General features: G+C 71.5%; 21 protein-coding genes. 4 read left to right on the forward strand and 17 right to left on the reverse strand.

The window, feature by feature from the left end:
- Window positions 1–46: 46 nt before the first annotated feature.
- Complete coding sequence (locus tag ACIA8D_RS01165) at window positions 47–784, forward strand: hypothetical protein (RefSeq protein ID WP_399227829.1); 738 nt, start codon at window positions 47–49, stop codon at window positions 782–784.
- A gap of 122 nt (window positions 785–906) precedes the next feature.
- On the opposite strand, the gene ACIA8D_RS01170 is transcribed toward ACIA8D_RS01165, so the two are convergent.
- The 12 genes from ACIA8D_RS01170 to ACIA8D_RS01225 all read right to left on the reverse strand — a co-directional run bounded on the left by ACIA8D_RS01170 (window position 907) and on the right by ACIA8D_RS01225 (window position 15,475).
- Entirely contained in the window at window positions 907–1,794 is an 888-nt protein-coding gene (locus ACIA8D_RS01170; protein ID WP_399228051.1) for an ABC transporter substrate-binding protein, read from the reverse strand.
- Window positions 1,795–1,894: 100 nt separating this feature from the next.
- Entirely contained in the window at window positions 1,895–3,862 is a 1,968-nt protein-coding gene (locus tag ACIA8D_RS01175; protein WP_399227830.1) for an ABC transporter permease, read from the reverse strand.
- Window positions 3,862–5,124 (reverse strand): glycine betaine/L-proline ABC transporter ATP-binding protein, encoded by a 1,263-nt coding sequence (locus ACIA8D_RS01180; protein ID WP_399227831.1) that lies wholly within the window; start codon window positions 5,122–5,124, stop codon window positions 3,862–3,864. Before ACIA8D_RS01180 ends, ACIA8D_RS01175 begins: the two co-directional genes overlap by 1 nt.
- Window positions 5,124–6,665 (reverse strand): GMC family oxidoreductase, encoded by a 1,542-nt coding sequence (locus ACIA8D_RS01185; protein WP_399227832.1) that lies wholly within the window; start codon window positions 6,663–6,665, stop codon window positions 5,124–5,126. Before ACIA8D_RS01185 ends, ACIA8D_RS01180 begins: the two co-directional genes overlap by 1 nt.
- 82 nt (window positions 6,666–6,747) lie before the next feature.
- Window positions 6,748–8,250: an aldehyde dehydrogenase family protein gene (locus tag ACIA8D_RS01190; RefSeq protein WP_399227833.1), complete on the reverse strand. Its 1,503-nt coding sequence runs from the start codon at window positions 8,248–8,250 to the stop codon at window positions 6,748–6,750.
- Between the two features lie 198 nt (window positions 8,251–8,448).
- Window positions 8,449–9,273: a hypothetical protein gene (locus ACIA8D_RS01195; protein WP_399227834.1), complete on the reverse strand. Its 825-nt coding sequence runs from the start codon at window positions 9,271–9,273 to the stop codon at window positions 8,449–8,451.
- Complete coding sequence (locus ACIA8D_RS01200; protein ID WP_399227835.1) at window positions 9,270–9,635, reverse strand: hypothetical protein; 366 nt, start codon at window positions 9,633–9,635, stop codon at window positions 9,270–9,272. The genes ACIA8D_RS01195 and ACIA8D_RS01200 overlap by 4 nt, the downstream gene beginning before the upstream one ends.
- Window positions 9,622–11,379, reverse strand: coding sequence for a hypothetical protein (locus ACIA8D_RS01205; RefSeq protein WP_399227836.1), 1,758 nt, complete (start codon window positions 11,377–11,379; stop codon window positions 9,622–9,624). Before ACIA8D_RS01205 ends, ACIA8D_RS01200 begins: the two co-directional genes overlap by 14 nt.
- 218 nt (window positions 11,380–11,597) lie before the next feature.
- Window positions 11,598–12,590 (reverse strand): malate dehydrogenase, encoded by a 993-nt coding sequence (locus tag ACIA8D_RS01210; protein WP_399227837.1) that lies wholly within the window; start codon window positions 12,588–12,590, stop codon window positions 11,598–11,600.
- Between the two features lie 278 nt (window positions 12,591–12,868).
- On the reverse strand, window positions 12,869–13,900 hold the full coding sequence (locus tag ACIA8D_RS01215; protein WP_399227838.1) for a DUF2690 domain-containing protein: 1,032 nt from the start codon (window positions 13,898–13,900) through the stop codon (window positions 12,869–12,871).
- A 254-nt stretch (window positions 13,901–14,154) separates the two neighbouring features.
- Window positions 14,155–14,592 (reverse strand): DUF3017 domain-containing protein, encoded by a 438-nt coding sequence (locus ACIA8D_RS01220; protein WP_399227839.1) that lies wholly within the window; start codon window positions 14,590–14,592, stop codon window positions 14,155–14,157.
- Window positions 14,593–14,611: 19 nt separating this feature from the next.
- The gene (locus ACIA8D_RS01225; protein WP_399227840.1) at window positions 14,612–15,475 is read right to left on the reverse strand and encodes a bifunctional methylenetetrahydrofolate dehydrogenase/methenyltetrahydrofolate cyclohydrolase; all 864 of its coding nucleotides are present in this window, start codon (window positions 15,473–15,475) and stop codon (window positions 14,612–14,614) included.
- A gap of 303 nt (window positions 15,476–15,778) precedes the next feature.
- Here ACIA8D_RS01225 and ACIA8D_RS01230 point away from each other — a divergent pair, with 303 nt between their 5' ends.
- Window positions 15,779–16,525, forward strand: a complete 747-nt coding sequence (locus ACIA8D_RS01230) for an RDD family protein (RefSeq protein WP_399227841.1) — start codon at window positions 15,779–15,781, stop codon at window positions 16,523–16,525.
- 66 nt (window positions 16,526–16,591) lie between these two features.
- Here the strand turns inward: ACIA8D_RS01230 and purH are convergent, their stop codons facing one another.
- Both purH and purN read right to left on the reverse strand, forming a co-directional pair.
- A complete protein-coding gene (gene purH, locus ACIA8D_RS01235) occupies window positions 16,592–18,151 on the reverse strand; it encodes a bifunctional phosphoribosylaminoimidazolecarboxamide formyltransferase/IMP cyclohydrolase (RefSeq protein WP_399227842.1) in 1,560 nt (519 codons plus the stop codon).
- A complete protein-coding gene (gene purN / locus ACIA8D_RS01240) occupies window positions 18,148–18,822 on the reverse strand; it encodes a phosphoribosylglycinamide formyltransferase (RefSeq protein WP_399227843.1) in 675 nt (224 codons plus the stop codon). Before purN ends, purH begins: the two co-directional genes overlap by 4 nt.
- A 255-nt stretch (window positions 18,823–19,077) precedes the next feature.
- Here purN and ACIA8D_RS01245 point away from each other — a divergent pair, with 255 nt between their 5' ends.
- Entirely contained in the window at window positions 19,078–19,875 is a 798-nt protein-coding gene (locus tag ACIA8D_RS01245) for a hypothetical protein (RefSeq protein WP_399227844.1), read from the forward strand.
- A gap of 106 nt (window positions 19,876–19,981) precedes the next feature.
- Here the strand turns inward: ACIA8D_RS01245 and ACIA8D_RS01250 are convergent, their stop codons facing one another.
- Window positions 19,982–21,316 (reverse strand): DUF6350 family protein, encoded by a 1,335-nt coding sequence (locus tag ACIA8D_RS01250; protein WP_399227845.1) that lies wholly within the window; start codon window positions 21,314–21,316, stop codon window positions 19,982–19,984.
- A 122-nt stretch (window positions 21,317–21,438) separates the two neighbouring features.
- On the opposite strand from ACIA8D_RS01250, the gene ACIA8D_RS01255 reads away from it, so the two are divergent.
- Complete coding sequence (locus ACIA8D_RS01255; protein ID WP_399227846.1) at window positions 21,439–22,608, forward strand: helix-turn-helix domain-containing protein; 1,170 nt, start codon at window positions 21,439–21,441, stop codon at window positions 22,606–22,608.
- A gap of 82 nt (window positions 22,609–22,690) precedes the next feature.
- Here ACIA8D_RS01255 and sucD read toward each other — a convergent pair whose 3' ends face one another.
- A complete protein-coding gene (sucD, locus tag ACIA8D_RS01260; RefSeq protein WP_385756027.1) occupies window positions 22,691–23,572 on the reverse strand; it encodes a succinate--CoA ligase subunit alpha in 882 nt (293 codons plus the stop codon).
- 21 nt (window positions 23,573–23,593) lie between these two features.
- Window positions 23,594–24,772 (reverse strand): ADP-forming succinate--CoA ligase subunit beta, encoded by a 1,179-nt coding sequence (gene sucC, locus ACIA8D_RS01265; protein ID WP_399227847.1) that lies wholly within the window; start codon window positions 24,770–24,772, stop codon window positions 23,594–23,596.
- Window positions 24,773–24,790: the final 18 nt, after the last annotated feature.

A 24,790-nucleotide genomic window follows, 5' to 3' on the forward strand; every position in this document is an offset into this window, starting at 1 on the left:
GGCTACCCAAAACCCTATCCCCGCCCTGCCTTCCGCCGCACACCCCATGGCCAACCCCGGCTACGGAAAACGCGGCGCCCCCGACCAACGCCCCCTCCGGCGCGACACCTTCGCCCATCTCCCCCTCCGCGCCCGCTACCTCGCCGGCTTCATCGACGCGCTCCCCGAGCACGCCGCGATGGACGCGAAGACGCTTGCCAAGGCGCAACCCCTGTACGGGCAGGCGGCCGTGCGGTCCGCGCTCAACGAGCTGTCCGCCGCCGGGCATCTGCGACGCGTACGGCGGCTGTCGGACCCCGGCACCGCGAGCGGCACGATCCGCTGGGTGTTCCACACGTACTGGTCACGGACCGCGCGCAGCGACGAGTGGTGGGCCCGTTTCCTCGACGGGGACGTACCGGAGCCGGAACGCAAGCAGGAGCGGCCCGCCCGGACCGACGCCTACCACCGTCTCGCCCAATTGGGCCTCCGCGAGCCCCGGTTGACCCTCTCCGCAGCGGACTGCGCGGCCCTGGAAGCGGCCGCCGCCGAGTGGCTGGCCCGCGAACCCGACCCGCAGCTCTTCACGCAGGCCATGACCGCCGGACTGCCCGGCATCGTCCACTCACCCCGCGACTTCGTCGCTCGCCGCCTCCGCGACAAGCTGCCACCGCACCGGATCCGCCTCTCCCCCGCCGGCCCCGGACCCGTACGCGCACGCCTCATGGAGTGCACCGACTGCGGCCGCCCGGGCCGCCCGGAAGCCCTGCCGGGTGGGCTGTGCCGCGGGTGTCGTGTGAGCTGACTGGACTGTGACGGCTCAGCACGGCCCGTTCGTCATTACGCGTCACAGTCCACGTCACGAACGACGCCGGGGCCCCGGCCGCTGAGTGCGGTCGGGGCCCCGGGGCGGGCGAGCAAGCGTGGCTACTTCTTCGGGAGCCACTGCTTCCACGTCGACTTGTGGGTGTCGACCCACTTCTTCGCGGCCGCTTCCGGTGACATCTTCTTGTCGGCGATCAGGAGCGAGACCTCGTTCTGGTCGTCCGTCGTCCACTTGAAGTTCTTCAGAAGCTGCGCGGCCTCGCCGCCGTTCTTGGAGAAGTCCGTGTTCAGGTACTTCTGGAGCGGCGTCGTCGGGTACGCGCAGGTGATCTTCTTCGGGTCGGCGTCGCAGCCCTCCTTGTACTTGGGCAGCTTCACCTCCGTCATCGGCACCTGCTTCGTGAGCCACTGCGGCGTGTACCAGTACGACAGGAACGGCTTCTTCGCCTTGGCGAACTGCTTCATCTGCGTGATCTGCGCGGCTTCCGAACCCGCGAAGACGACCTGGTAGTTCAGCTTCAGGTTCTTGACCAGCGCCTTGTCGTTCGTGACGTAGGACGGGGAGCCGTCGATCAGTTGGCCCTTGCCGCCGCTCTCCGCCGTCTTCAACTGGTCGGCGTACTTGTTGAGGTTCTTCCAGTTGGTGACGTCCGGGTGCTTCTTCGCGAAATACGTCGGGACGAACCAGCCGATGTGACCGGTGACGCCGAGGTCGCCGCCCGGCTGGATCGTCTTCTTGTCCTTGACGTAGCGCTGCACCTGGTCGGGGTGGCCCCAGTCCTCCAGGATCGCGTCGACGCGGCCCTGGCTGAGGGCATCCCAGGCGGGGACCTCGTCGACCTGGACCGTGTCCACCCGGTAGCCGAGTTCGTGTTCCAGGAGGTACTGGGCGACCGCCACGTTCGCCTGCGCGCCCACCCACGACTGGACCGAGAGGGTCACCGTCTTGGCGCCCTGCGCGTTCGCGTACGGGGAGGACTGCTTGGTCATGTCGGCCGCGCCGCAGCCCGTGGCCGCGAGGAGCAGCCCGGTGCCGATGACCGCCTTCAGTGGCGTCAGGCGTGCGGTGAATCGCGTACGGATACCCATGTCACGCCCCCTTTCCAGTGCGGTCGCGGCGTTGCGTCGGCTGCGTCACCCGGTCCAGTATCAGGCCCAGGCAGACGATCGCGGCGCCCGCGACGAGGCCCGTGGCCAGGTCGCCCTGGGCGAGGCCGAAGACGACGTCGTAGCCGAGCGCGCCACCGCCGACCAGACCGCCGATGATGACGACGGCGAGGACCAGGACGACGCCCTGGTTGACGGCGAGGAGCAACGCCGGGCGGGCGAGCGGGAGTTGGACCTGGCGCAGCTGCTGCCACGTGGTCGCGCCCATCGAACGGGACGACTCCATCGCCGCCGGGTCCACCTGCCGCAGGCCCTGCGTCGTGATGCGTACGACGGCGGGGAGCGCGTAGACGACCGCCGCGGCGACCGCCGGGGCGCGGCCGACGCCGAAGAGGGCGACGACCGGGATCAGGTACACGAACTGCGGCATCGTCTGGAAGACGTCGAGGACCGGGCGGAGCAGTCGCTCCAGGCGTTCGCTGCGGGCCGCCGCGATGCCGATCGCGATGCCGAGGACCAGGGTGACCAGGACCGCGGCGATGACCTGCGACAGCGTGTCGAGCGACGGCTTCCAGACACCCAGGACGCCGATCGCGGCCATGGCGAGGACCGCGGTGAGCGCGGTGCGCCAGGTGCCGATCAGCCAGGCCAGCGCGGCGACGATCAGCAGCACCGACCACCAGGGCAGCCAGGTGAGGCCGTCGCGCACCGGGTTGAGGACGCCCGTGGTGAAGTGCGCGGCCCAGTCGGCGGTGCCGCCGATGTACGGGACGCCGGAGTACAGGTGGTCCGTCATCCAGTCGACCGCTTCGTTGACGGGCGAGGCGATGTGCACGGTCCAGGCGTCGGGCCAGTCGAGGCGGTCCATGAAACGGGTCGCCAGGGCGACGACCACGGTGCCGAGCGCGACCACGCCCCACTTCCACGGCGCCGGGGCCGTGTCGTGCGCGCCCATCCGCTCGCCGGCCGCCGCCGTGACCCGGTCGAGGACGACGGCGAGCAGCACGATCGGGATGCCGGCCGCGAGCGCGGCGCCGACGTCGACGGAGGCGAGCGCCTGGTAGACGCGGTCACCGAGGCCGCCCGCACCGATCACGGAGGCGATGACGGCCATGGAGAGCGCCATCATGATCGTCTGGTTGAGGCCGAGGAGGAGTTCCTTGCGGGCCAGCGGGAGGCGGGCGCTCAGCAGACGCTGGCGGGCCGTGGCGCCCAGCGAGGTGACGGCCTCCATCACACCGGCGTCCGCGGAGCGCAGACCGAGCGCGGTGAGGCGGGCCATCGGCGGGGCGGCGTAGACGACCGTGGCGAGCACCGCCGCCGGGACGCCCATGCCGAAGACGAGGACGACCGGCAGGAGGTACGCGTACGCCGGGAGCACCTGCATGGTGTCGAGGACCGGGCGCAGCGCCCGGTACATCGTGTCGCTCAGGCCCGCGGCGAGGCCGAGGACGGCGCCGAGGAGCACGGAGACGAGCACGGCGATCACCATCAGCGCGAGCGTCTGCATGGTGGGCACCCACATGCCGAGGATGCCGCAGGCGAGGAACGCGACGGCTGTGGACGCGGCGAGGCGCCAGCCGGCGACGCGCCAGGCGATCAGGCCGGCCGGCGCCGTGACGCCCGCCCAGCCCGCGGCGAGCAGGACCAAGTAGACGGCGCGCACGGAGAGGACGACCGCGTTGCTGATGTAGCCGAAGAAGTACAGGAACAGCGGGTGGCTGTCCCGGTTGTCGATCACCCAGTCCGTGGCGTTGCCGAGGGGCTCGGTGAGATTGACGGTGAGGGCGCCCGGCCAGGTGCCGTTGTGCCACTTGGCGATGGCCAGGGGGACGAGGATCGCCGCGGCGACGGCGAGCAGCACGATCTTGCCGAGGGCGCGGTTGCGCCACAGGGGACGGGGGCGGTCACTGGTGCTTGTGGCCGGAGCGGCCGTTACGGCAGCAGCCATCACACGGTCCCCTCGTCGCCCTCATCCGCCGGCGGCTCCGCCTTCTCCGGCCCGGCGGACGGCTCGGGCTTTTCAAGCCCCGCAGGCTTTTCAAGCCCCGCCGGCGATTGAGGCGCGGGGTCCGGGGCAGAGCCCCGCGGCGTAGGGACGGCTCCCGTGTCGGAGGAGACACCGGCAACCACACCCAGCAGAAGCTCGTGGTCGACCACGCCGACACACTCACCCCGGTCCACCACCCGCACCGCGAACCCGCTGGAGGCAACCGCCTCGATCGCCTCGGACACCGTCGCGTCCGCCTCGATCGACGGCCCCCGGTCCGCCTCGTCCGCATCGGCGGGCCGCATGGCCCTGCGTACGGTCATGACCTGCTCGCGCGGCACGTCCCGGACGAACTCGCGGACGTAGTCGTCGGCGGGCGCACCCACGATCTCCTCGGGCGTGCCGAGCTGGACGACCTTGCCGTCGCGCATGAGCGCGATGCGGTCGCCGAGGCGCAGTGCCTCCTGGAGGTCGTGGGTGATGAAGACCATCGTGCGGCCCTCCTCGCGGTGCAGGCGCACGACCTCCTCCTGCATGTCCCGCCGGATCAGCGGGTCGAGCGCGCTGAACGGCTCGTCGAACAGGAGGACTTCGGGGTCGACGGCGAGCGCGCGGGCGAGGCCGACGCGCTGCTGCTGGCCACCGGAGAGCTGCCCGGGACGGCGCTGTTCAAGGCCGTCGAGGCCGACCTTCGCGACGACCTCCATCGCCTTCGCGCGGCGCTCGGCGCGGCCCACGCCCTGGATCTCCAGGCCGTACGCGACGTTGTCGAGGACCGTGCGGTGCGGGAGGAGCCCGAAGTGCTGGAAGACCATGGCCGCGCGGTGGCGGCGCAGTTCGCGCAGGCGGGACTTGTCCATGCCCAGGACGTCCTCGCCGTCGATCTCCAGCGTGCCGGACGTCGGCTCGATGAGCCTGGTCAGGCAGCGTACGAGGGTCGACTTGCCGGAGCCCGACAGGCCCATGACAACGAAGACCTCGCCCCGCTTCACGTCGAACGAGACGTCGCGCACGGCGGCCGTGCAGCCGGTCTTCGCCCGCAGTTCGGCGGCGCTCAGGTCGGCCAGTTCGGCCTGGTCCGGCACACGGTCGGCCTTCGGACCGAAGACCTTCCACAGATTGCGTACGGCGAACACGGACTCGGACCCGGAGGCGGTCCGCTCACCGGCGCCCGCGGAGGACGCGGAGGACGCGGAGGACGAAGAGGATACGGTCGCGCTCATCACGCATCACCACCCAGCAACTCGGCGCACTTCTCCCCGACCATGAGCACCCCGATCATCGGGTTCACCGCGGGCATCGTCGGGAAGACGGATGCGTCGGCGATACGGATGGAATTCAGCCCGCGGACCTTCAACTGGGGGTCTACCACGGCGAGTTCGTCGTCCGCAGCACCGATGCGGCAAGTTCCCGCGGGGTGGTAGACGGTGTGCGCGACCTTGCGCGCGTACTCGCTGAGCGCCTCGTCGTCCGTGACGTCGGGGCCGGGGCACACCTCGCGCTTGAGCCAGCCGGCCAGCGGCTCGGTCTTGGCGATCTCGCGGGCGATCTTGATGCCGTCGACGAGGGTCTTGCCGTCGTAGTCGTCCTCGTCCGTGAAGTAACGGAAGTCGAGGGCGGGCTTGACCTCGGGGTCCGCGCTGGTCAGGTAGACGCGGCCGCGGCTCTTCGGCTTGGGGATGTTCGGCGTCATGGACACCCCGTGCTCCGGCTGCTCGTAGCCGAGGCGCTCCGGGTTGTCCGTGAACGGGATTTGGTAGAAGTGGAACATCAGGTCCGGACCGGCGGCCTCGGGGTCCCGCTGGATGAACAGGCCCGCGTCGGAGTCCATCGCGCTGTTCTCGGGGATCGGCCCGTTCGTCTCCCAGACGATGACCGACTCCGGGTGGTCGAGCAGGTTCTCGCCGACGCCCGGCAGGTCGTGCAGGACCGGGATGCCAAGGGCTTCCAGGTCGGCCTTCGGGCCGATGCCGGAGTGCATCAGCAGGCGCGGGGTGTCGACGGCGCCGGCGCACACGAGGACCTCGGTGCGCGCGGATATGAGCTTCTCGACGCCGTCCTTGCCGCGCACGTGCACGCCGCGCGCGGTCAGGCCCGCATCCGTGGCGTCGAACTCCAGCTTGTACGCCCAGGTCTCCAGCATCAGCGTCAGGTTGGGGCGGTCGCCCGCCTCCATGTGCGGGTGCAGGTACGCCACCGACGCGCTGGAGCGCTTGTTGTTCTCGGGGTGGTACGCCAGGTCGAAGAAGCCGACGCCGTCCTTGAACGGGCCCTTGTTGAAGCCCTCGACGCGCGGCACGCCGGTCGCGGCCCGCGCGGCCTCGACGAAGTCGCTCGCGATCGCGTTCCGGTCCTTGGCGTCGACCGGCACGATGTTGTTGCGCAGCTTGCCGAAGTACGGGTCCATCGCCTTGTGGTCCCAGCCCTCGGCGCCCGCGGCCGCCCACTCGTCCCAGTCGCCGGGCAGCGGCTTGAACGAGATGAGCGTGTTGTGCGACGAGCAGCCGCCCAGCACCTTGGCGCGGCTGTGCAGGATGTGCGAGTTGCCGCGCGGCTGCTCCGTGGTGGTGTAGCCGTAGTCGAGGTCGCCGCCGAGCAGGCCGAGCCAGCGGCGCAGTGTCAGCACGTCGTCGCGGTCGATGTCACTGGGACCGCCCTCGATGACGGCGACGGTGACGTCCGGGTTCTCGGTGAGCCGGGAAGCGATCACCGATCCCGCGGTGCCGCCACCGACGATGACGTAGTCGTAGGTGTTCTCGGACATGGTTCAACTCCTGGGCGTAGCAAGGTGCTTCGCGTAATGAGATGTGTGTGGGGACGGGGCTGCCACTCGGGGAAGCGGTGTGTCAGCCGGCGAACCAGCGGACCGGCTTGGGCGCCAGGTTCTGGTACACGTGCTTGCTCTCGCGGTACTCGGCGAGCCCGGCGGGGCCCAGCTCGCGGCCGACGCCGCTCTTCCCGAAGCCGCCCCACTCGGCCTGCGGGAGGTAGGGGTGGAAGTCGTTGATCCAGACGGTGCCGTGGCGCAGGCGGCGGGCCATGCGGCGGGCGCGGCCCGCGTCGGTGGTCCACACGCCGCCGGCGAGGCCGTACTCGGTGTCGTTGGCGAGCTCGACGGCCTCGTCCTCGGTGCGGAACGTCTCGACGGTGAGGATCGGACCGAAGGTCTCCTCGCGGACGACGCGCATCTCGCGGTGGCACTGGTCGAGGACGGTCGGCTCGTAGAAGTAGCCCTCGGCGGGGCGGACCTGGGACGGCTCGGGGCGCTTGCCGCCGCAGCGCAGCACGGCGCCCTCGGCGAGCGCGGAGGCGACGTAGCCCTCGGTCTTGTCGCGCTGCGGCTCGCTGACCAGCGGGCCGCACTCGACGCCTTCCTCGGTGCCGCGGCCGAGACGGATCTTCTCGGCGCGGCGGGTGAGTTCGGCGACGAAGCGCTCGCGCACGGACTCCTCGATGATGAGGCGGGAGCCGGCGGAGCAGACCTGGCCGCTGTGGATGAAGGCGGCGTTGAGCGCCTGGTCCACGGCGGTGTCGAAGTCCTCGTCGCTCTCGCAGGCGTCGGCGAAGACGACGTTCGGGTTCTTGCCGCCGAGTTCGAGGGCGACCTTCTTGACGTCGGCGGCGGCGGCCTGCGCGACCTTGGTGCCGCTGACCAGGCCACCGGTGAAGGAGACGAGGTCGACGTCGGGGTGGTCGGCGAAGCGGGCGCCGACGGTGGCGCCGGGTCCTGTCACGATGTTGGCGACGCCCTGCGGGAGCCCGGCCTCGACCAGCAGCTCGACCAGGACGACCGTGGTCAGCGGCGTGATCTCGCTCGGCTTGATGACGAAGGTGTTGCCCGCGGCGAGCGCCGGGGCGATCTTCCAACTCGCCTGGAGGAGCGGGTAGTTCCACGGCGTGATCATGGAGCAGACGCCGATGGGCTCGTGCACGACGACGCTGTGGATGTCGTCGGAACCGGCGTCCACGACGCGGCCCGCGCCCTCGCCGATGACGAGATCCGCGAAGTAGCGGAAGGCGTCGGCGACGCAGTCGACGTCGACGCGACCCTCCTCGACGGTCTTGCCCGCGTCCCGGCTCTCCAGGAGGCCGATCTTCTCGCGGTCCCGGACGAGGAGGTCGGCGACGCGGCGCAGCAGCGCGGCGCGCTCGGCGACCGGCGTCGTCGGCCAGGGGCCCTCGTCGAAGGCCTTGCGGGCGGCGGCGATCGCGGCGTCCGCGTCCTCGGCGCCGCCCTCGGCGATCACGGCGAACGGCTTGGCATCCGCAGGGTCGAGGATCTCGCGCGTGGCCCCTGCTGCGGCCCCGCGCCACTCTCCGTCGACATGAATGGTGTTCTGTACTGACACGACCTGCTTCGCCTTCCGTTCCGGGAATGTCCCCCGACCACCGCAAACGCCCTCTTGGCATCTCTACGGTGACGTCGCAGGCCCCTGCCCCGCCGTATGGGAAGCATGCCCATACGGCGACGAAAGTGTGCTGTGTCACGACACAGTACGAGTGCGGTCGGCGACACTGCGTGAGAGCAGGCAGGTCGCCCGTCCCACTCACTCCTGCGCGAACCGCGACAGTGCGGTGGCGAGCCGTCCCCGCTGCGCCGGCCACTCGGACTCCGGGCCCGCGACCAGCACCGCGTACTGGGTGCCGTCCCGCGCGGTGAACGCGAAGTCGACCACCTTTCTGCGCGCGCCCAGCTTCTCGCTGTCGTACGCGTAGACGAGCTCGGCCGCGTCGTCGGTGACCTCTTCCGAGGCCCCCTCGGGTGCCGAGGCCTCCTCCAGTGAGGACTCCTCGTACCCGTCCTTCGCCAGGCTCTTCGAAAGGCTCCCGGACGCGACCCGCAGCGATGCGAGCGGTGTGGTGTCCGGCTCCGTGATGGTGAAGACCTGGATGAGGGACGACTCGTCGGGAGACGTGTAGAACACCCCCTGCTCGCTCTCGCTGCGGTCCCAGCCGTCGGGGACCGCGAGCACGAAGCCCGCCTCGTCCGTCACTTGCCGGTAGCCGTCGGGGAGCTCGCCGGTCGGTGAGGGAGTGGGCGTGGGCGTGGGCGTGGGCTCCGGAGCGGAGCTGGTGGGCGCCGCGCTCGTCCGGGTCGGCTTCGGGTCCGGCCGCGGGTCGTCCCCGCGGCCGAGCAGCACCAGCGTCGTCGCGACGGCCGCGCCGAGCACGGCCGCGCCCACCACCACGAGGGCGAAGCGCCGGGCCCGGCCGGGCGGAGGCGGGGGCGGTTCTTGCTGCTGCTCAGGGCCCGGCCCGGGCACCGGCGGGGCGAACTCCGGCCGCGGCGGGGGCGGCGACGACACGGCCCCGCGCCCCGTACCGGCCTCCTCCCAGCGCTGGGTCTCCTCGTTCCAGTGGCGTCCGCTCATCTCAGGTTCCCCAGCATCGCGGCCACCGTGCCGGCCGAGGCGAGCAGCGAGACGACCGCCTGCGAGTCACCGAGCAGGGCCCGCAGCCGCTCGATGCGGGTCGCCGGGGCGCGGCCGGTGCGGGTGATCTCGCCCTCCGTCTCGGCGAGCTCGGCGTCGAGGGTGCCCAACCGTCCGTCGTCGTCGCGGAGCCGGGGCAGGTCGGCGCGGAGCGCACGCACCGCCTCGAGCAGCTCCCGCATCGCCTCGTCCTGCTGCGGCGCGCTGTTCGTGTGGCTCTCGGCATGGGCGTGGCTGCCGATGGCGAAGGTGCTGCCGTGGACGTCACCGATGGTGACCGAGGGCTCGTCATTCGCTGCCATGGTCGTCGGTTCCCTTCTTGTTCGCGGTGGCGGTGTCGGCCGCTCCCGACGTCGCGCGGGCGTGCGAACCGACGGCGAAGGTGGAGTCCTCGACCCGGTCGATGTTCACGCCGCCACTGCTGATGTTCACGATCTTCTGGACGAACTCGCCCGTCTGGTAGCCGGATTCGGCGAGCGCGTGGAGCACTCCGTTGGCGACGCGGTCCTGGATCGACTTGAGGTAGCGCTCGACGTCCATCTGCTGGAACAGCGAGCCGGGGCCCTGCGAACCGAGCTCACGCACCGACACCGCGGGGCCGTCCGGCAGCGCGCCGCCGTGCCCGCCGGTGAGGACCTGCCAGCCGTAGCCCACCCAGCGGCCGACGGTGACGAGGGAGCGCACGGGGGAACCGGCCACCCGGCCGAAGGCCCAGGCGGCCTTGCCGAGCGGGTTGTTGTGGCGGAACTGGTGGGCGGTGCGGTCCGCGTTCTGGAACGGCTCGCGCACCGGGGCGAGGACGTGCGGCGCGATCTCCAGCATCAGCATCCGGCCCTGGGTGTGGACGCGGACGAAGACGGTGACGACCAGCTCCTCCTCCCAGCCGCCGACCCGGATCCGCAGGAAGTGCCGGCGCTTCTCCGCGCCCTCCTCGACGGACCGCGTCCGGTGCTCCTCGAAGGCCTCCGGCTGGTAGGGGGCGTCCTCCCGGTGCCTGAGGCCCTCGGCGGGCAGGAAGACGCACTCGTCGATCTCCAGGCGGCGCAGCCGGTCGCGCACGGCAGTGCCCGCGAACTCGGCGGGCAGCCGCAGCTGTTCGAGCAGCGGCCTGATCTGCTCCAGGATCTTCCGGTTGTTGAGCGGCTGCTGCTTCTTCATCCCGTCGGGCCGCAGCTCGACGGCGAGGGTCCAGGTGTCGACCGGTTCGCCGGCCCCGCAGAACGGGCGGATCGCGTGGTACATGATCAGCGGCGCGTGCTGCTCGACCCTGATCCGCCGCTTCACGCGCTGGAAGCGGGCCCCCTCGGCGTTCTCCGCGGGGTCGGCGGTCGCGTCCCCGAACCGCGCCTCGGACAGCTCGGCGCCGAGCGCGCGGGCGAACTGGCTGCGCTGGGCGCCCACGCACGCGGCGATCAGGGCGAGCAGGACCAGCGTGAGCCAGCCGTGCAGAGCGCCGTCGGAGCCGGTGCCCTCGGGGATCATCCAGGTCAGCGGGCCGGGCAGGACGTCGCGCAGGGCCGAGCGGATCTCGTAGGAGGCGCTGCCGTAGTCGTCCTCTCCGCCGGTGACCATGGCCACGGTGGAGATCAGCAGCATCACCAGCAGGAGCCGCCCCCACCAGCGCACGTACCAGGCGATCACCCGGCGGTAGACCGGCGGCCGCTCACCCGGACCGCGGATCCAGACGCCGAGCGCGAGCAGCGCGGACGGCAGCAGGAACGCGAGAATCCAGTAGTCGGTCAGCGGCAGCCCCACCGCCCACAGGCCGAGCACGGCCCAGGACCAGGCCACTTCGATGCGCCGGGCGCGCAACGCGTGGGCGAGGACGCGGGCCGCGTCGAAGCCGAGCGAGGGGGCCGCGATGCGCTGCTCGTGCAGGTGCAGCTGCTCGATGACCCGGTCCCGGTAGCCCTGGTCGAGGTAGGCGCCGGCGCAGAGCAGCCTCGTGGCCTCGCTGGCGTGCGGCGGTTTCGCCGACGGAGGTGGTCCCACCGCCCCGACGTCGGCCTCGGATGACGACTGCTGCGGTACATAGGCGGTGCTCACGCCACTCCCCCGATGCCATCGATGATGACTGTTCGAACTGCCCGTGCTGGTGCGGCAGTTGATGAAGGAGAAGCATAGGACGTCACGCCGACATCCAGAACTGAGTACTCCGCATGACGTGTGGTGGGACCACGGAAAAGGTCATGGAAAGGGTCATGGAAAAGCGGCTGCCCCTCGGACACCGGGTGTCCGAGGGGCAGCCGCCGAGACCGCAGGGATCAGATGAGGCCCAGGCCGCGCACGGCCTCGCGCTCGTCCACGAGCTCCTGCACGGACGCGTCGATGCGCGTGCGCGAGAACTCGTTGATCTCCAGGCCCTGGACGATCTCGTACTTGCCGTCCTTCGTGGTGACGGGGAAGGAGGAGATGATGCCCTCCGGCACGCCGTACGAGCCGTCCGACGGGATGCCCATGGAGGTCCAGTCGCCGTCGGCCGTGCCGTTGACCCACGTGTGGACGTGGTCGATGGCGGCGTTGGCGGCGGACGCGGCGGAGGACGCGCCACGGGCCTCGATGATCGCGGCGCCGCGCTTGGCGACGGTCGGGATGAAGTCCTCGGCCAGCCACTTCTCGTCGTTGCCGATGGCCTCGATGGCGGGCTTGCCGGCGACCGTGGCCTGGAAGATGTCCGGGTACTGGGTCGCCGAGTGGTTGCCCCAGATCGTCAGGCGCTGGATGTCGGCGACGGTGGCGCCCGACTTCTTCGCGAGCTGGGTCAGCGCGCGGTTGTGGTCGAGGCGGGTCATCGCGGTGAAGCGCTCGGCCGGTACGTCCGGGGCGGCGGCCTGGGCGATCAGCGCATTGGTGTTCGCCGGGTTGCCGACGACCAGGATCTTGACGTCGTCCGCGGCGTGGTCGTTGATGGCCTTGCCCTGCGGCTTGAAGATGCCGCCGTTGGCCTCGAGGAGGTCACCGCGCTCCATGCCCTTGGTGCGCGGGCGGGCGCCGACGAGGAGGCCGACGTTGGTGCCGTCGAAGGCGACGTTCGGGTCATCGGTGATGTCGATGCCCTGAAGCAGCGGGAAGGCGCAGTCGTCCAGCTCCATGGCGGTGCCCTCGGCGGCCTTGAGCGCCGGGGTGATCTCCAGGAGACGCAGTTTGACCGGCACGTCCGCGCCGAGCAGCTGGCCGGAGGCGATGCGGAAGAGCAGTGCGTAGCCGATCTGGCCGGCGGCGCCGGTGACGGTGACGTTCACGGGAGTGCGGGTCATGGCGTTCTCCGTAAGGACAGCAGGTCAATTTGATCGATCTCTTGGTATCAAGAGATCCGTTCGTCAGGCTATCGCGCCCCGCCCGAAGGGGAACCACAGGTACATGTGGCTCGCCCCACAGGCCTCCCACCCGTGTCCACGGTCCGAACGCGCGAACGGCCGCCGAGCCCGGGAGAGTGAGGCTCTGGCGGCCGCCGTGGGGGTGCTACTGCGCGCTCCCGTGGGGGTAGTGCTGCGCCTTCCCCGAAGTGGCGCAGCCATGCCCCGTCCGTGCGGAGCTACTTGGTGCAGCCCTTCTGCCCGCTCGCGAGCGTCACGCACGCCTTGACGTCGGAGGCCGCGTCCACGGCCATCATCGGCGTGTACGCGTCCGTGTCCGCGGCGCTGACCGTGCCCTTCTTCGAGCTCTTGGCGCCCTTCGCCAGCTGGACGACGTCCCCGGGCGCCGCGCCCTGGATCCGGCCCCACGCCGCCTTGCACGTCTTGCTGTAGCGGACCTGGACGGTGACGGAGCCGACCACGGCCTCCGTCGAGTTCAGGGCGAGGTCGCCGCCGCAGTTCATGGCCTCCGGGTCCTTGCCGCCGCAGCCCGCGCCCACGCACTTGACGCCCGCGGGCAGCTGGGGCGCGCTCGCGCTCGGCGAGGGCGACTTCTTGGCCTCGGGCTCGCCGCCCTTCCCGCTGAGCGTGAAGAAGCCGACGGCGATGATCAGGGCGGCGCCAAGCGCCCCGGCCCCGAACATCAGCAGCCTGCGGCGGCCGCCCCCGCCTCCCGGCACCGCGCCCCGCGGGGGTCCCTGCGGGGTCAGCACGGGCGCCGGGCCGAACTGGTCCACGCTCGGCGCCGCCGCCTGCTGCGGCACGGTCGGGCCCTTCGCGCGGCCCGGCCCGGCGGGACCGGCCTGCCTGGCGGGCCCGGCCTGCTTCGCGGGCTTGGCGGGTTTGGTCTGCGTCGCCTGCCCCGGCCCCCCGAACTCGCCCAGCGCGGCCCGCGCCTGGGATATCCGGATGGCCTCCATGGTCATGTCGTGGCGCATCTCGGAACGGCTCCAGGCACGCTCCGCGAGCTCCCACATCGTCGTCAGATGAACGGGATTGGTGCCGGTCACCTCGGCGAGCGCGACGATGGCGCCCTTGGGTGCGAGCAGCCGCCCGTTCAGATACCGCTCCCAGGACGTCTTGCTGTACCCGGTCCGGTCCGCGAGCGCGGCGATCCCCAGGCCGCTGCGGTCCACAAGCCGGCGCAGCTGTCCGGCGAACTCCCTGACCTGTGGGTCGAGTTCATCCGGAAGCGCCTTCCAACGAGGCATATCGCCCTTCCCCCTATTCCCCCCGCGAGCCCTGTTCCCCCGCGCCGCGCGTCGCGCTTCGGCCCCCACTGGCTACCCATTGGGATGCGGGAAACCAGGATGTCAGTTCCCGGTCCGGGGGCGTATGGGGTCATTCGACAGCGTGCGGCGGGCCCTGCGTGCGGAAAACGCAGAGAACGTGCCGGAGATCACCACAAAAGGAGGCGGGGCCTCCAATGGGGAGGCCCCGCCCGTCACTTGGGGTCGTCAGTGGCTCACCGCACCGTGAAGTGCAGGGTGTCCTGAAGGAACGGAATCTTCAGCCACGGGTCGGGCTGCGCCATCATCGCCAGCAGCACGATGACGAGGCCGAGGCCCGCGCACGTGATCATGTCGGTGAAGCGCGAGCGCACGGCCAGCATCCCGACGTCCGGCAGCAGCCAGCGCAGCACGGCCCCGCCGAGCAGCGCGACGCCGACCAGGATCGTGCCGACGCGGAACAGACCGAAGGCCGTGAGCAGCAGCCCGAGCGCGGTCACCGAGAGAACGGCGATGAGCGGCCACTGCCGGGCGGGCGCGGGCGCGTCCCCGCCGGCGGCCCGGCCGCCGCCCTCCGGGCGCGCGGTGTCGCGCGTGATCCGCGGGAAGCGCCGGCTGCCGGGCTTCTTCGCATCCTGGGCGTCTTCGGGCGCGGCGCCTTCAGCTGCGCCCATCGCCGCGCTCCCGGCCGCCTCAGCCGACACCGTTCGCGTCCCGTTCGGCGGCCTCGACCACGTTCACGAGGAGCTGGGCGCGGGTCATCGGGCCGACTCCGCCCGGGTTCGGCGAGATCCAGCCCGCGACCTCGGCGACGCCGGGGTGCACATCGCCGACGATCTTGCCGTTCTCGTCGCGCGAGACGCCGACGTCGAGCACGGCCGCGCCGGGCTTCACGTCCTCCGGCTTGACCAGGTGCGGCACGCCCGCGGCGGCGACGATGATGTCGGCCCGCTTGAGGTGCGCGGCCAGGTCACGGGTGCCGGTGTGGCACTGGGTCACGGTGGCGTTCTCGGACTTGCGGGTGAGCAGCAGCGGCATCGGACGGCCGATGGTGACGCCACGGCCGACGACGACGACCTCCGCGCCCTTGATCTCCACACCGTGCTTACGCAGCAGCGTGATGATGCCGTACGGGGTGCAGGGCAGCGGCGCCGGCTCGTTGAGGACGAGACGGCCGAGGTTCATGGGGTGCAGGCCGTCGGCGTCCTTGTCCGGGTCCATCAGCTCCAGGACGCGGTTCTCGTCGATGCCCTTGGGCAGCGGGAGCTGGACGATGTAGCCGGTGCACGCCGGGTCCTCGTTGAGCTCGCGGACGACGGCCTCGATCTCCTCCTGCGTGGCCGTCGCGGGCAGCTCGCGCTGGATCGACGCGATGCCGACCTGCGCGCAGTCACGGTGCTTGCCCGCGACGTACTTCTGGCTTCCGGGGTCCTCCCCCACGAGGATCGTGCCGAGCCCCGGCGTGACCCCCTTCTCCTTCAGCGCCGCCACGCGGGCGGTCAGATCGGACTTGATCGCGGCTGCGGTGGCCTTGCCATCGAGAATCTGGGCGGTCATGCGGCCATTCTCGCAGGGCGGTGTGTCATGGCCCAAGTTCGCCCCTGCCCCCGTCTCGTACCTTTGCTTGACACCGCACTCTTCCGGGCGTCCCACATTGCACTTGCACAACAAGTACATCCGTCGGCTGGACAGCCTTCCCGCGCGCGCGGGAACATGACCGGTGCATTGCCGCGGGGAGTGTCTGGGAGGCGGCGGCAGGGGGCAGCTCGGGGGAGTCAGTTACTCGCGCGGCCAGGTACCTGGCCCGTTCCTCTTCGCTGTCCGCGTCGTCCCCGCGTCATCAACGGAGGAACCCCCGCCATGAGTTTCGGCGATCCGAACAACCCATACGGCCAGCAGCCGCAGCAGCCGCAGAACAACCCGTACGGGCAGCAGCCGCCCCAGCCGGGGCCGTACCCCCAGCAGGCGCCGCAGGGCGTGCCGCCGCAGGGCTACGGCTACCCGCAGCAGCAGCCGCCCGGCCAGCCCTACGGGTACCCCCAGCAGCAGCCGGGGCAGCAGTACGGCGCGTACCCGCAGCAGGGTGGCCCGGGCGGTTACTTCCCGCAGTCGGGGCCCGGCGCCCCCGCCTCGATGGGCCGCCGCTTCGGCGCCCGCCTCATCGACGGCGTCCTGATCGGGATCATCAACGCCATCCTGTCCTTCGTCGGCGTCGTGGGCTCCGCGTCCTCGATCAGCGACTGCGACCCGTACGCGTCGGACTACCAGTCCTGCGTGGACGACGCCTCGTCGGGCGTGCTGGCCGCCAGCTTCGCGATCCTCGGCGTCGTGTACCTGATCATGTTCCTCTACGAATGGCTGATGATCGCCACCGTCGGCGCCACGCTCGGCAAGATGGCCGTCGGCATCCGCGTCGTCAACTCCGAGACCGGCGGCAAGCCGGGCTTCGGCGGTGCGCTCGTGCGCATCCTGATCCCGATCGCCGGTGTGATCGTCTGCTTCGTCGGCCAGCTCCTCGTCTTCCTCTCCCCGTTCTGGGACAAGTCGGGCCGCCTTCAGGGCTGGCACGACAAGGCTGCGAAGACCGCCGTCGTCACGAACTCCTGACGCAGTCCGCAACGAAAGGGCCCGCCGGTCTCGACCGGCGGGCCCTTCGTCGTGCGATGCCGTGGATCAGTGGAAGAAGTGGCGCGTGCCCGTGAAGTACATCGTCACGCCCGCCTTCTTCGCGGCCTCGACGACCAGCTCGTCACGGACCGAACCGCCCGGCTGGACCACGGCCTTGACGCCCGCGGCCGTCAGGATCTCCAGGCCGTCCGGGAACGGGAAGAACGCGTCGGAGGCGGCGTACGAGCCGCGCGCCCGCTCCTCGCCGGCCCGCTCGACGGCGAGCTTCGCGGAGTCGACGCGGTTGACCTGACCCATGCCGACGCCGACCGAGGCGCCGTCCTTGGCGAGCAGGATCGCGTTGGACTTCACCGCGCGGCAGGCCTTCCAGGCGAACGCCAGCTCGTCCAGCTCGCCCTGGGAGAGGGCGTCGCCGGTCGCGAGGGTCCAGGAGGCCGGGTTGTCGCCGTCCGCCTGGAGGCGGTCGGTGACCTGGAGCAGCGCGCCGCCGTCGATCTGCTTCGTCTCGACCTTGGCGGCCGGGCCGTTCGGGGCGCGCAGCACGCGGATGTTCTTCTTCTTGGTGAGGGCTTCGAGGGCGCCGTCCTCGTAGTCGGGCGCGACGATGACCTCGGTGAAGATCTCGGCGACCTGCTCCGCCATCTCCTTGGTGACCGGCCGGTTCACGGCGATGACGCCGCCGAACGCGGACAGCGGGTCGCAGGCGTGGGCCTTGCGGTGCGCCTCGGCGACGTTCCCGGCGACGGCGATGCCGCAGGGGTTCGCGTGCTTGATGATCGCGACGCAGGGGTCGGCGTGGTCGTACGCGGCACGGCGCGCGGCGTCCGTGTCGGTGAAGTTGTTGTACGACATCTCCTTGCCGTGCAGCTGCTCGGCCTCGGCGAGACCGCGCGTGCCGTCGACGTAGAGAGCCGCGCCCTGGTGCGGGTTCTCGCCGTAGCGCAGGACGTTCTTGCGCTCGTACGTGGCGCCGATGAAGTCCGGGAATCCGGAGTCGTCGGCCGCCGCATGGTCGTCGGCGAACCAGGAGGCGACCGCCACGTCGTACGAGGCGGTGTGCTGGAACGCCTCGGCGGCCAGGCGCTTGCGGGCGGTCAGGTCGAAGCCGCCGTCCGCGACGGCGCTCAGCACCTGGCCGTACGCGGCCGGGTTCACGACCACGGCGACCGACGGGTGGTTCTTGGCGGCGGCGCGGACCATGGAGGGGCCGCCGATGTCGATCTGCTCGACGCACTCGTCCGGGCTCGCGCCGGAGGCGACGGTCTCCTTGAACGGGTACAGGTTCACGACCACCAGGTCGAAGGGCTTCACACCGAGGTCGGCGAGCTGCTTCTGGTGGTCCTCCAGGCGCAGGTCGGCGAGGATGCCGGCGTGCACCTTCGGGTGCAGCGTCTTCACGCGGCCGTCGAGGCACTCGGGGAAGCCGGTGAGCTCCTCGACCTTGGTGACCGGAACGCCCGCTCCGGCGATCCTCCCGGCGGTGGAGCCGGTGGAGACCAGCTCGACGCCCGCCTCGTGCAGCCCGCGCGCGAGCTCTTCCAGACCGGTCTTGTCGTAGACGCTCACCAATGCACGGCGAATGGGCCGCTTGTTCTCGGCGCTCACGGGATAACTACCTTTCGTCCCTCAATGCTGAAGCCGTGACGGGCGAGCCGCCCCACGACATCGACGAGCAGCGTGCGCTCGACTTCCTTGATGCGCTCGTGCAGAGCGCTTTCGTCGTCCTCGTCCCGGATCTCGACGACGCCCTGGGCGATGATCGGTCCGGTGTCGACGCCGTCGTCGACGAAGTGGACGGTGCAGCCGGTGACCCTGGCGCCGTACGCGAGCGCGTCCCGCACGCCGTGCGCACCGGGGAAACTGGGCAGCAGGGCGGGGTGCGTGTTCACGAACCGCCCGCCGAAGCGGGCCAGGAACTCCTTGCCCACGATCTTCATGAACCCCGCCGAGACCACCAGGTCCGGCTCGTACGCGGCGGTGGCCTCGGCCAGCGCGCGGTCCCACTCCTCGCGGGTGGCGTGGTCCTTCACGCGGCACACGAACGTGGGCAGGCCCGCGCGCTCGGCGCGCTCCAAGCCCGCGATGCCCGCACGGTCGGCGCCGACGGCCACGATCTCGGCGCCGTACGCGTCGGTTCCCTGCGCGGCGATCTCGTCGAGGAGTGCCTGCAGATTCGTTCCTGATCCGGAGACCAGCACGACGAGGCGCTTGGCCTTGGCCACGACGGGGCCCTTTCTAGGGGAGCTACGGTGCGCGGTCGGCCCCTGCGGCAGCATCTTTGTGCGTTCGCATGAACGCTTCGCCTTCCCCGATACGGGGAACCCTACGAAGCGGCCGACCGGCTGCAACGATACCGGCACCGCGGACGGCCCCCACGGGACGGGGGCCGGGCCTACAGGTAGCGTCGGCGGCACGGAACGCCGAGCGGCCGACGGAACGCTGGGCGGCCATCGGACGTTGACGTGAAGAACGCCACTCCGAGCCGCGCCAGCGGCGCCGTGACCGACGACCTAGGGGAAGACGCACAGCTGATGCCGGACCGAAGCCTTCGCCTCACGCTGCCCACCGGCGCCGTCCTGCCGCGCGAAGGCCGCCCCACGCCGCCGTCGCCGCCGTCCAAGGAGTCGGACGAGCCCCGGGACAGCAATCCGTTCGCGCCGCCGGCCGAGGACGCGCCCGACAGGCCGTGGCAGCCGCGCCGTCCGGAGGGCTCCGACTCCGACTCGGGTTCCGGTTCCGACTCCGGACAGGGCGGCAGCTCCCCCTGGGGCGGCCAGTGGAGCGACCGTCAGCCGGGCCGCGCGCAGGGCGGCCGCTTCGGCGACCGTCCGGGCAACAACGGCGGGAACGGCGGACCGGAGGGGCAGAACGGCGGGCAGAGCCCCGGCCCCGGCGGCATGCGCTGGGACCCGACGGACCCGGCGCAGCGCCGCGCGCGCTTCGCACTGCTCTCCGGCATGTGGGGCTTCTTCTTCGCCCTGTTCAGCTGGCCGTACGTGGCGCTGCTGCTCGGCGTGCTCGCCCTGTACTGGGGCGTCAGCGCGCTGCGCATGAAGTCCCGCCCGGCGGCCCCGGACGCCCTGGCGCCCGCGACGGCCCGCCCCGCGGGCACCGCGGGCTCGGAGGCCGCGCGCCCGCAGACGACGGCGGCAATCAGTGGCCTGGTCACGGGGGCGCTCGCGCTCGCGATGGTGGCGTCGCTGTTCACGGCGAAGCTCGTGTACTCCGACTATTACGAGTGCCGGGCGGATGCGTTGACCAATGCGGCGCAGAAGTCGTGCGAGGACCTGTTGCCGAAGGAACTGCGGCCGTTGCTCGGCGAGCGCTGAGCGGGGGTTGCGCCCCCGGGGCTCCGCCCCGGACCCCGCTCCTCAATCGCCGGAGGGGCTTGAGGAATCAAGCCCCTCCGGCGATTGGCTGGGTGGGGGACGACGGTCACGGCTTTGGGCGGAAGGCCTCGTCGAAGAAGTCGTAGGGCTCCAGCGGCGACTCCGGCGAGGCGACCGCTTCCAGGCCGACCTCCGGCTCCGATTCCGGCTCGGCCGGCCGGTCGCGACGCCCGCGCCACCACCACACCGCCGAGGCCACCGGGACTCCCACCGCGCAGACCCAGCCCGCGGCCACCGCTCCGGTCAACCAGCCCACCGGGCCGAACTCCGCGAGCACCGAACGGCCGAGCGCCCCGCCGGCGGCTCCCGCCAGGCATCCCATCGCCGCGCCGCACAGCGCGCCGGCCACGACCACCGTGCCCGCGATCCGCCGCCATCCCCAGTCCGCCCCGCCCGACAGCACGAACCCCGCCACGACCGCTCCCGCCAGCACGGGAACCGCCGCCACCGCGCAGCTGAGCGGCGCCCCGTCCCCCGCCTTCGGCACCGCCACGAGCAGCGGAAACGCCGGCAGCATCGCCGCCCCCGAGCTCCCCAGCGGCCCCACGGTGTGCCCGACCCCGAGCACGACCCCGGGCCCGAGCGCGTACGCGGACCCCCAGATCGCGGCGTTCGGCACGAGGCCCGCGCAGAGCAGCAGCACCGCGAGCCGCCCCGACCAGGCCCCCGTGAGCTGCAGGAACGACTCCCGCACCGCCTCCCCGTGCCACACGAGCATCCCGGCGACCAGCAGCGCCCCGCCCGCGACCAGCGCGAGCACCCCGGCCACCGCCGCCCGCACGGCGACCGGCGCCACCTCCCGTACGAGCCCCTCGGGGACAAGACCCGACAGCGGGCCCGGCAACGGTCCATACGGCCGGCCGTGCGCCGTCCACACCCCGAATCCCGCCGCGGCCGCCGCGAGCACGACCAGATGCGCCGCACAGCTCACCCATGAGGGGCGCAGCTCGCCACCCGCGCAGTAGGAGACCGCCGCGGCCGCCACCGACAGATAGCCGACCGCCACTCCGGCCCAGGCGCCCGCCACGGACTCGGACTCCTCCGCCGCGTCGCGCGCCGCCCGGTGCACCAGCCACACCGGCATCGCGAGCAGCAGCAGGGGGCTGACGCCCAGCGGGACGGGCACCCCGGAGAGGGTGTCCGTTCTGATCACCTCGGCGCCGTGCGCCAGGAGCCACAGCGCGGCGGCGGTGTGCAGGGCGCCACTGGACCCGCTGTCGGGGAAGGGGGAGCTGATCCACAGCACCATCACGAGCACGGCGCACGCCCCGAGGCCGAGCCCCGCCGCGAGGGCCCCGCGCAGCGCGCTCCCGACGGGTCCCGGGGCGCGTTCCCGCAGCCGGGTCACGAGCAGGGGCAACGACAGTCCACGGCCGGTCATTTGGGTCACCGGACCATGCTCCCAACGACACGCCCTTACCTCGCGCAACAGGCGAAGCCCGGATGTGTCGCACAAGATACGTTTATGTTCTTTTTCGCACGAAAGGGTGTGTGGAGTTCACGATGACGCAGGGCGCTGCCACCCCACTGCCGCCGCCCAAGGAGCGCCGCAGGCTCCGCGAGGCCGGTTCGCTCTCCCGTGACGAGATCGCCGAGCGGGTCGGCGTGACCCGCGAGACCATCCGCCGCTGGGAGGCGGGCCGCACCACTCCAAAGGGTCAGAAGCGGGAAGCGTACGCACAGCTCCTCGCGGAGCTGATCGCCGCGCCGGAGCAGCCGTCGACCGCGGCGGCCGCACCGTCGACGGCCGGTCCGCTCCCGGCGGCCACCGCCGCGATACAGGAACCCGCGCCGCCGACCGCCGGGGCCACCGCCGTCGCCGTGGCGGAGCCGGAGCCCGCCGCCGCGCCGGAACCCGTCGCGGCGGGCCTGCCCGCCCGTACCGCCGCCGAGGCCTTCGACGCGCTCTACACGCACGCCGCGCCGTTCCTCGTCCGGCAGACCTATCTGCTCACCGGGCGCAGGATCCTCGCCCGCGAGGCCGTCGAGCGCGCCTTCCAGCAGGCCTGGCAGAACTGGCCCGAGGTGGCGGTCGACCCGGACCCGGCGGGCTGGGTGCGGGCGGCGGCGTACGAGTACGCGATGTCGCCCTGGCACGGCCTGCGCCCCGGCAAGCGCCAGCCGGAGGCGCCGCCCGCCACCCCGGAGGACCGCGAGCTGCTCGGCGCGCTCCTCGACCTGCCGCCCGTCTACCGGCGCACGCTGATGCTGTACGACGGGGTGGGCCTGGATCTGCCGGAGACCGCGGCGGAGACGGAGGCCAGCACGCCGGCCGCCGCCAACCGCATCCTGCACGCCCGTGAGGCGGTCGCCCAGCGGCTGCCCGACCTCGCCGTCCCCGAGCAGCTGCACCAGCGGCTCACGGAGCTGGCGGGCTCGGAGCGGCTCGACGCGCCGGTCTCCACGGTGGTGCGCAGCGGCGGCGAGAAGCGCACCCGGTTCTGGACGCGGGCGGCCGTCGCGTTCACGGTCTTCATCATCGGCGCGACGGCGCTGACCGTGCGGGTGGCGCCCACGCACTACGAGCCGGTCCCCGCGCCGGGCTCCCCGATCGCGGGCGTGCCGCCGCTGACGGGTCCCGAACGGCTGACGCCCGCCGACCTGGAGCTGCGCAAGGAGCTGCGGGAGAAGCTGAGCGGAGGCCCTGAGCGGCTCGCGCCCCGCACGGAGTAGCAGCGCGATGGCGGAGTAGCGCAATGACAGTGGGCCCGCACCGTCACCGGTGCGGGCCCACTGCTGTGCGGAGAGCAGGTGCTTACGAGAGGATCTCGCGCGCCAGCTTCGCCGTCTCGGTCGGCGTCTTGCCGACCTTGACGCCGGCGGCCTCAAGGGCCTCCTTCTTGGCCTGCGCGGTGCCGGAGGAGCCGGAGACGATGGCGCCGGCGTGGCCCATGGTCTTGCCCTCGGGCGCCGTGAAGCCCGCGACGTAGCCGACGACCGGCTTCGTCACGTTGGCCTTGATGTAGTCGGCCGCGCGCTCCTCGGCGTCGCCGCCGATCTCGCCGATCATGACGATGAGGTCGGTCTCGGGGTCGGCCTCGAACGCGGCGAGCGCGTCGATGTGCGTCGTGCCGATGACCGGGTCGCCACCGATGCCGACGGCGGACGAGAAGCCGATGTCACGGAGCTCGTACATCATCTGGTACGTCAGCGTGCCGGACTTCGAGACCAGGCCGATGCGGCCCGGCTTCGTGATGTCGCCCGGGATGATGCCGGCGTTCGACTGGCCCGGCGTGATGAGACCGGGGCAGTTCGGGCCGATGATGCGGGTCTTGTCGCCCTTCGACTTCGCGTACGCGTAGAACGCGGCGGAGTCGTGGACGGCGATGCCCTCGGTGATGACGACCGCGAGCGGGATCTCGGCGTCGATGGCCTCGACCACGGCGGCCTTGGAGAAGGCCGGCGGGACGAAGAGCACGGACACGTTGGCGCCCGTCTTCTCCATCGCCTCGGCGACGGAGCCGAAGACCGGGATGTCGTTGCCGTCGATGTCGACGGACGTACCGGCCTTGCGCGGGTTCACACCGCCGACGATGTTCGTGCCGTCGGCGAGCATGAGCTTGGTGTGCTTCATGCCCGTGGCACCGGTCATGCCCTGGACGATGACCTTGCTGTCCTTGTTGAGGAAGATAGCCATGGCTGTTCTGTCCCTCGTCCCTTACTTCGCGGCCGCGAGCTCGGCGGCCTTGTCGGCCGCGCCGTCCATGGTGTCCACGCGCTGCACCAGCGGGTGGTTGGCGTCGGAGAGGATCTTGCGACCCAGCTCGGCGTTGTTGCCGTCGAGGCGGACGACGAGCGGCTTCTCGACCTTCTCGCCCTTCTCCTCGAGGAGGGCAAGCGCCTGGACGATGCCGTTGGCGACCTCGTCGCAGGCGGTGATGCCGCCGAAGACGTTGACGAAGACGGACTTGACGTCCGAGTCGCCGAGGATGATCTCCAGGCCGTTCGCCATCACCTGGGCGGACGCGCCGCCACCGATGTCGAGGAAGTTGGCCGGCTTCACGCCGCCGTGGTTCTCACCGGCGTACGCGACGACGTCCAGCGTCGACATGACCAGACCGGCGCCGTTGCCAATGATGCCGACCTCGCCGTCGAGCTTGACGTAGTTGAGGTCCTTCTCCTTGGCAGCGGCCTCGAGCGGGTCGGCCGCGTCCTTGTCCTGAAGGGCCTCGTGGTCGGGGTGCCGGAAGCCGGCGTTCTCGTCGAGGGACACCTTGCCGTCGAGGGCGATGACCTTGCCGGAGGCGACCTTCGCGAGCGGGTTGACCTCGACGAGGAGGGCGTCCTCCTCGATGAAGGTCTTCCACAGCGTCTGGAGGATCTCGGCGACCTGGTCGGCGACCTCGGCCGGGAACTTGGCGTCCGTGACGATCTTGCGGGCGACCTCGGGGGTCACGCCCTCATTGGCGTCGATCGGCGTCTTGGCGACGGCCTCCGGGCGGGTGGCCGCCACCTCCTCGATCTCCACGCCGCCCTCGACGGAGGCGATGGAGAGGAAGGTGCGGTTGGTGCGGTCCAGGAGGAAGGAGACGTAGTACTCCTCCACGATCTCCGGAGCCGTCTCGGCCATCATCACCTTGTGGACCGTGTGGCCCTTGATGTCCATGCCGAGGATGTTGGTCGCGTGCTGCACGGCCTCGTCGGGGGTGGCAGCCAGCTTCACGCCGCCGGCCTTGCCGCGGCCGCCGACCTTCACCTGCGCCTTGACGACGGACTTGCCGCCAAGACGCTCGGTCGCCTCGCGGGCCGCCTCAGGCGTGTCGATGACTTCACCGGCCAGCACCGGTACACCGTGCTTGGCGAAGAGGTCCCTCGCCTGGTACTCGAACAGGTCCACGCGCGTCCGTCCCTATCA

Source organism: Streptomyces sp. NPDC051684, assembly GCF_044453445.1.
Lineage (GTDB): Bacteria > Actinomycetota > Actinomycetes > Streptomycetales > Streptomycetaceae > Streptomyces.

Coding starts and splice junctions, on each gene's coding strand:
- ACIA8D_RS01165 (WP_399227829.1), top strand. CDS start 47: ATGGCCAACCCCGGCTACGGAAAACGCGGCGCCCCCGACCAACGCCCC.
- ACIA8D_RS01170 (WP_399228051.1), bottom strand. CDS start 1,794: ATGACCAAGCAGTCCTCCCCGTACGCGAACGCGCAGGGCGCCAAGACG.
- ACIA8D_RS01175 (WP_399227830.1), bottom strand. CDS start 3,862: ATGGCTGCTGCCGTAACGGCCGCTCCGGCCACAAGCACCAGTGACCGC.
- ACIA8D_RS01180 (WP_399227831.1), bottom strand. CDS start 5,124: ATGAGCGCGACCGTATCCTCTTCGTCCTCCGCGTCCTCCGCGTCCTCC.
- ACIA8D_RS01185 (WP_399227832.1), bottom strand. CDS start 6,665: ATGTCCGAGAACACCTACGACTACGTCATCGTCGGTGGCGGCACCGCG.
- ACIA8D_RS01195 (WP_399227834.1), bottom strand. CDS start 9,273: ATGAGCGGACGCCACTGGAACGAGGAGACCCAGCGCTGGGAGGAGGCC.
- ACIA8D_RS01200 (WP_399227835.1), bottom strand. CDS start 9,635: ATGGCAGCGAATGACGAGCCCTCGGTCACCATCGGTGACGTCCACGGC.
- ACIA8D_RS01210 (WP_399227837.1), bottom strand. CDS start 12,590: ATGACCCGCACTCCCGTGAACGTCACCGTCACCGGCGCCGCCGGCCAG.
- ACIA8D_RS01215 (WP_399227838.1), bottom strand. CDS start 13,900: ATGCCTCGTTGGAAGGCGCTTCCGGATGAACTCGACCCACAGGTCAGG.
- ACIA8D_RS01220 (WP_399227839.1), bottom strand. CDS start 14,592: ATGGGCGCAGCTGAAGGCGCCGCGCCCGAAGACGCCCAGGATGCGAAG.
- ACIA8D_RS01225 (WP_399227840.1), bottom strand. CDS start 15,475: ATGACCGCCCAGATTCTCGATGGCAAGGCCACCGCAGCCGCGATCAAG.
- ACIA8D_RS01230 (WP_399227841.1), top strand. CDS start 15,779: ATGAGTTTCGGCGATCCGAACAACCCATACGGCCAGCAGCCGCAGCAG.
- purN (WP_399227843.1), bottom strand. CDS start 18,822: ATGCTGCCGCAGGGGCCGACCGCGCACCGTAGCTCCCCTAGAAAGGGC.
- ACIA8D_RS01245 (WP_399227844.1), top strand. CDS start 19,078: ATGCCGGACCGAAGCCTTCGCCTCACGCTGCCCACCGGCGCCGTCCTG.
- ACIA8D_RS01250 (WP_399227845.1), bottom strand. CDS start 21,316: ATGACCGGCCGTGGACTGTCGTTGCCCCTGCTCGTGACCCGGCTGCGG.
- ACIA8D_RS01255 (WP_399227846.1), top strand. CDS start 21,439: ATGACGCAGGGCGCTGCCACCCCACTGCCGCCGCCCAAGGAGCGCCGC.
- sucD (WP_385756027.1), bottom strand. CDS start 23,572: ATGGCTATCTTCCTCAACAAGGACAGCAAGGTCATCGTCCAGGGCATG.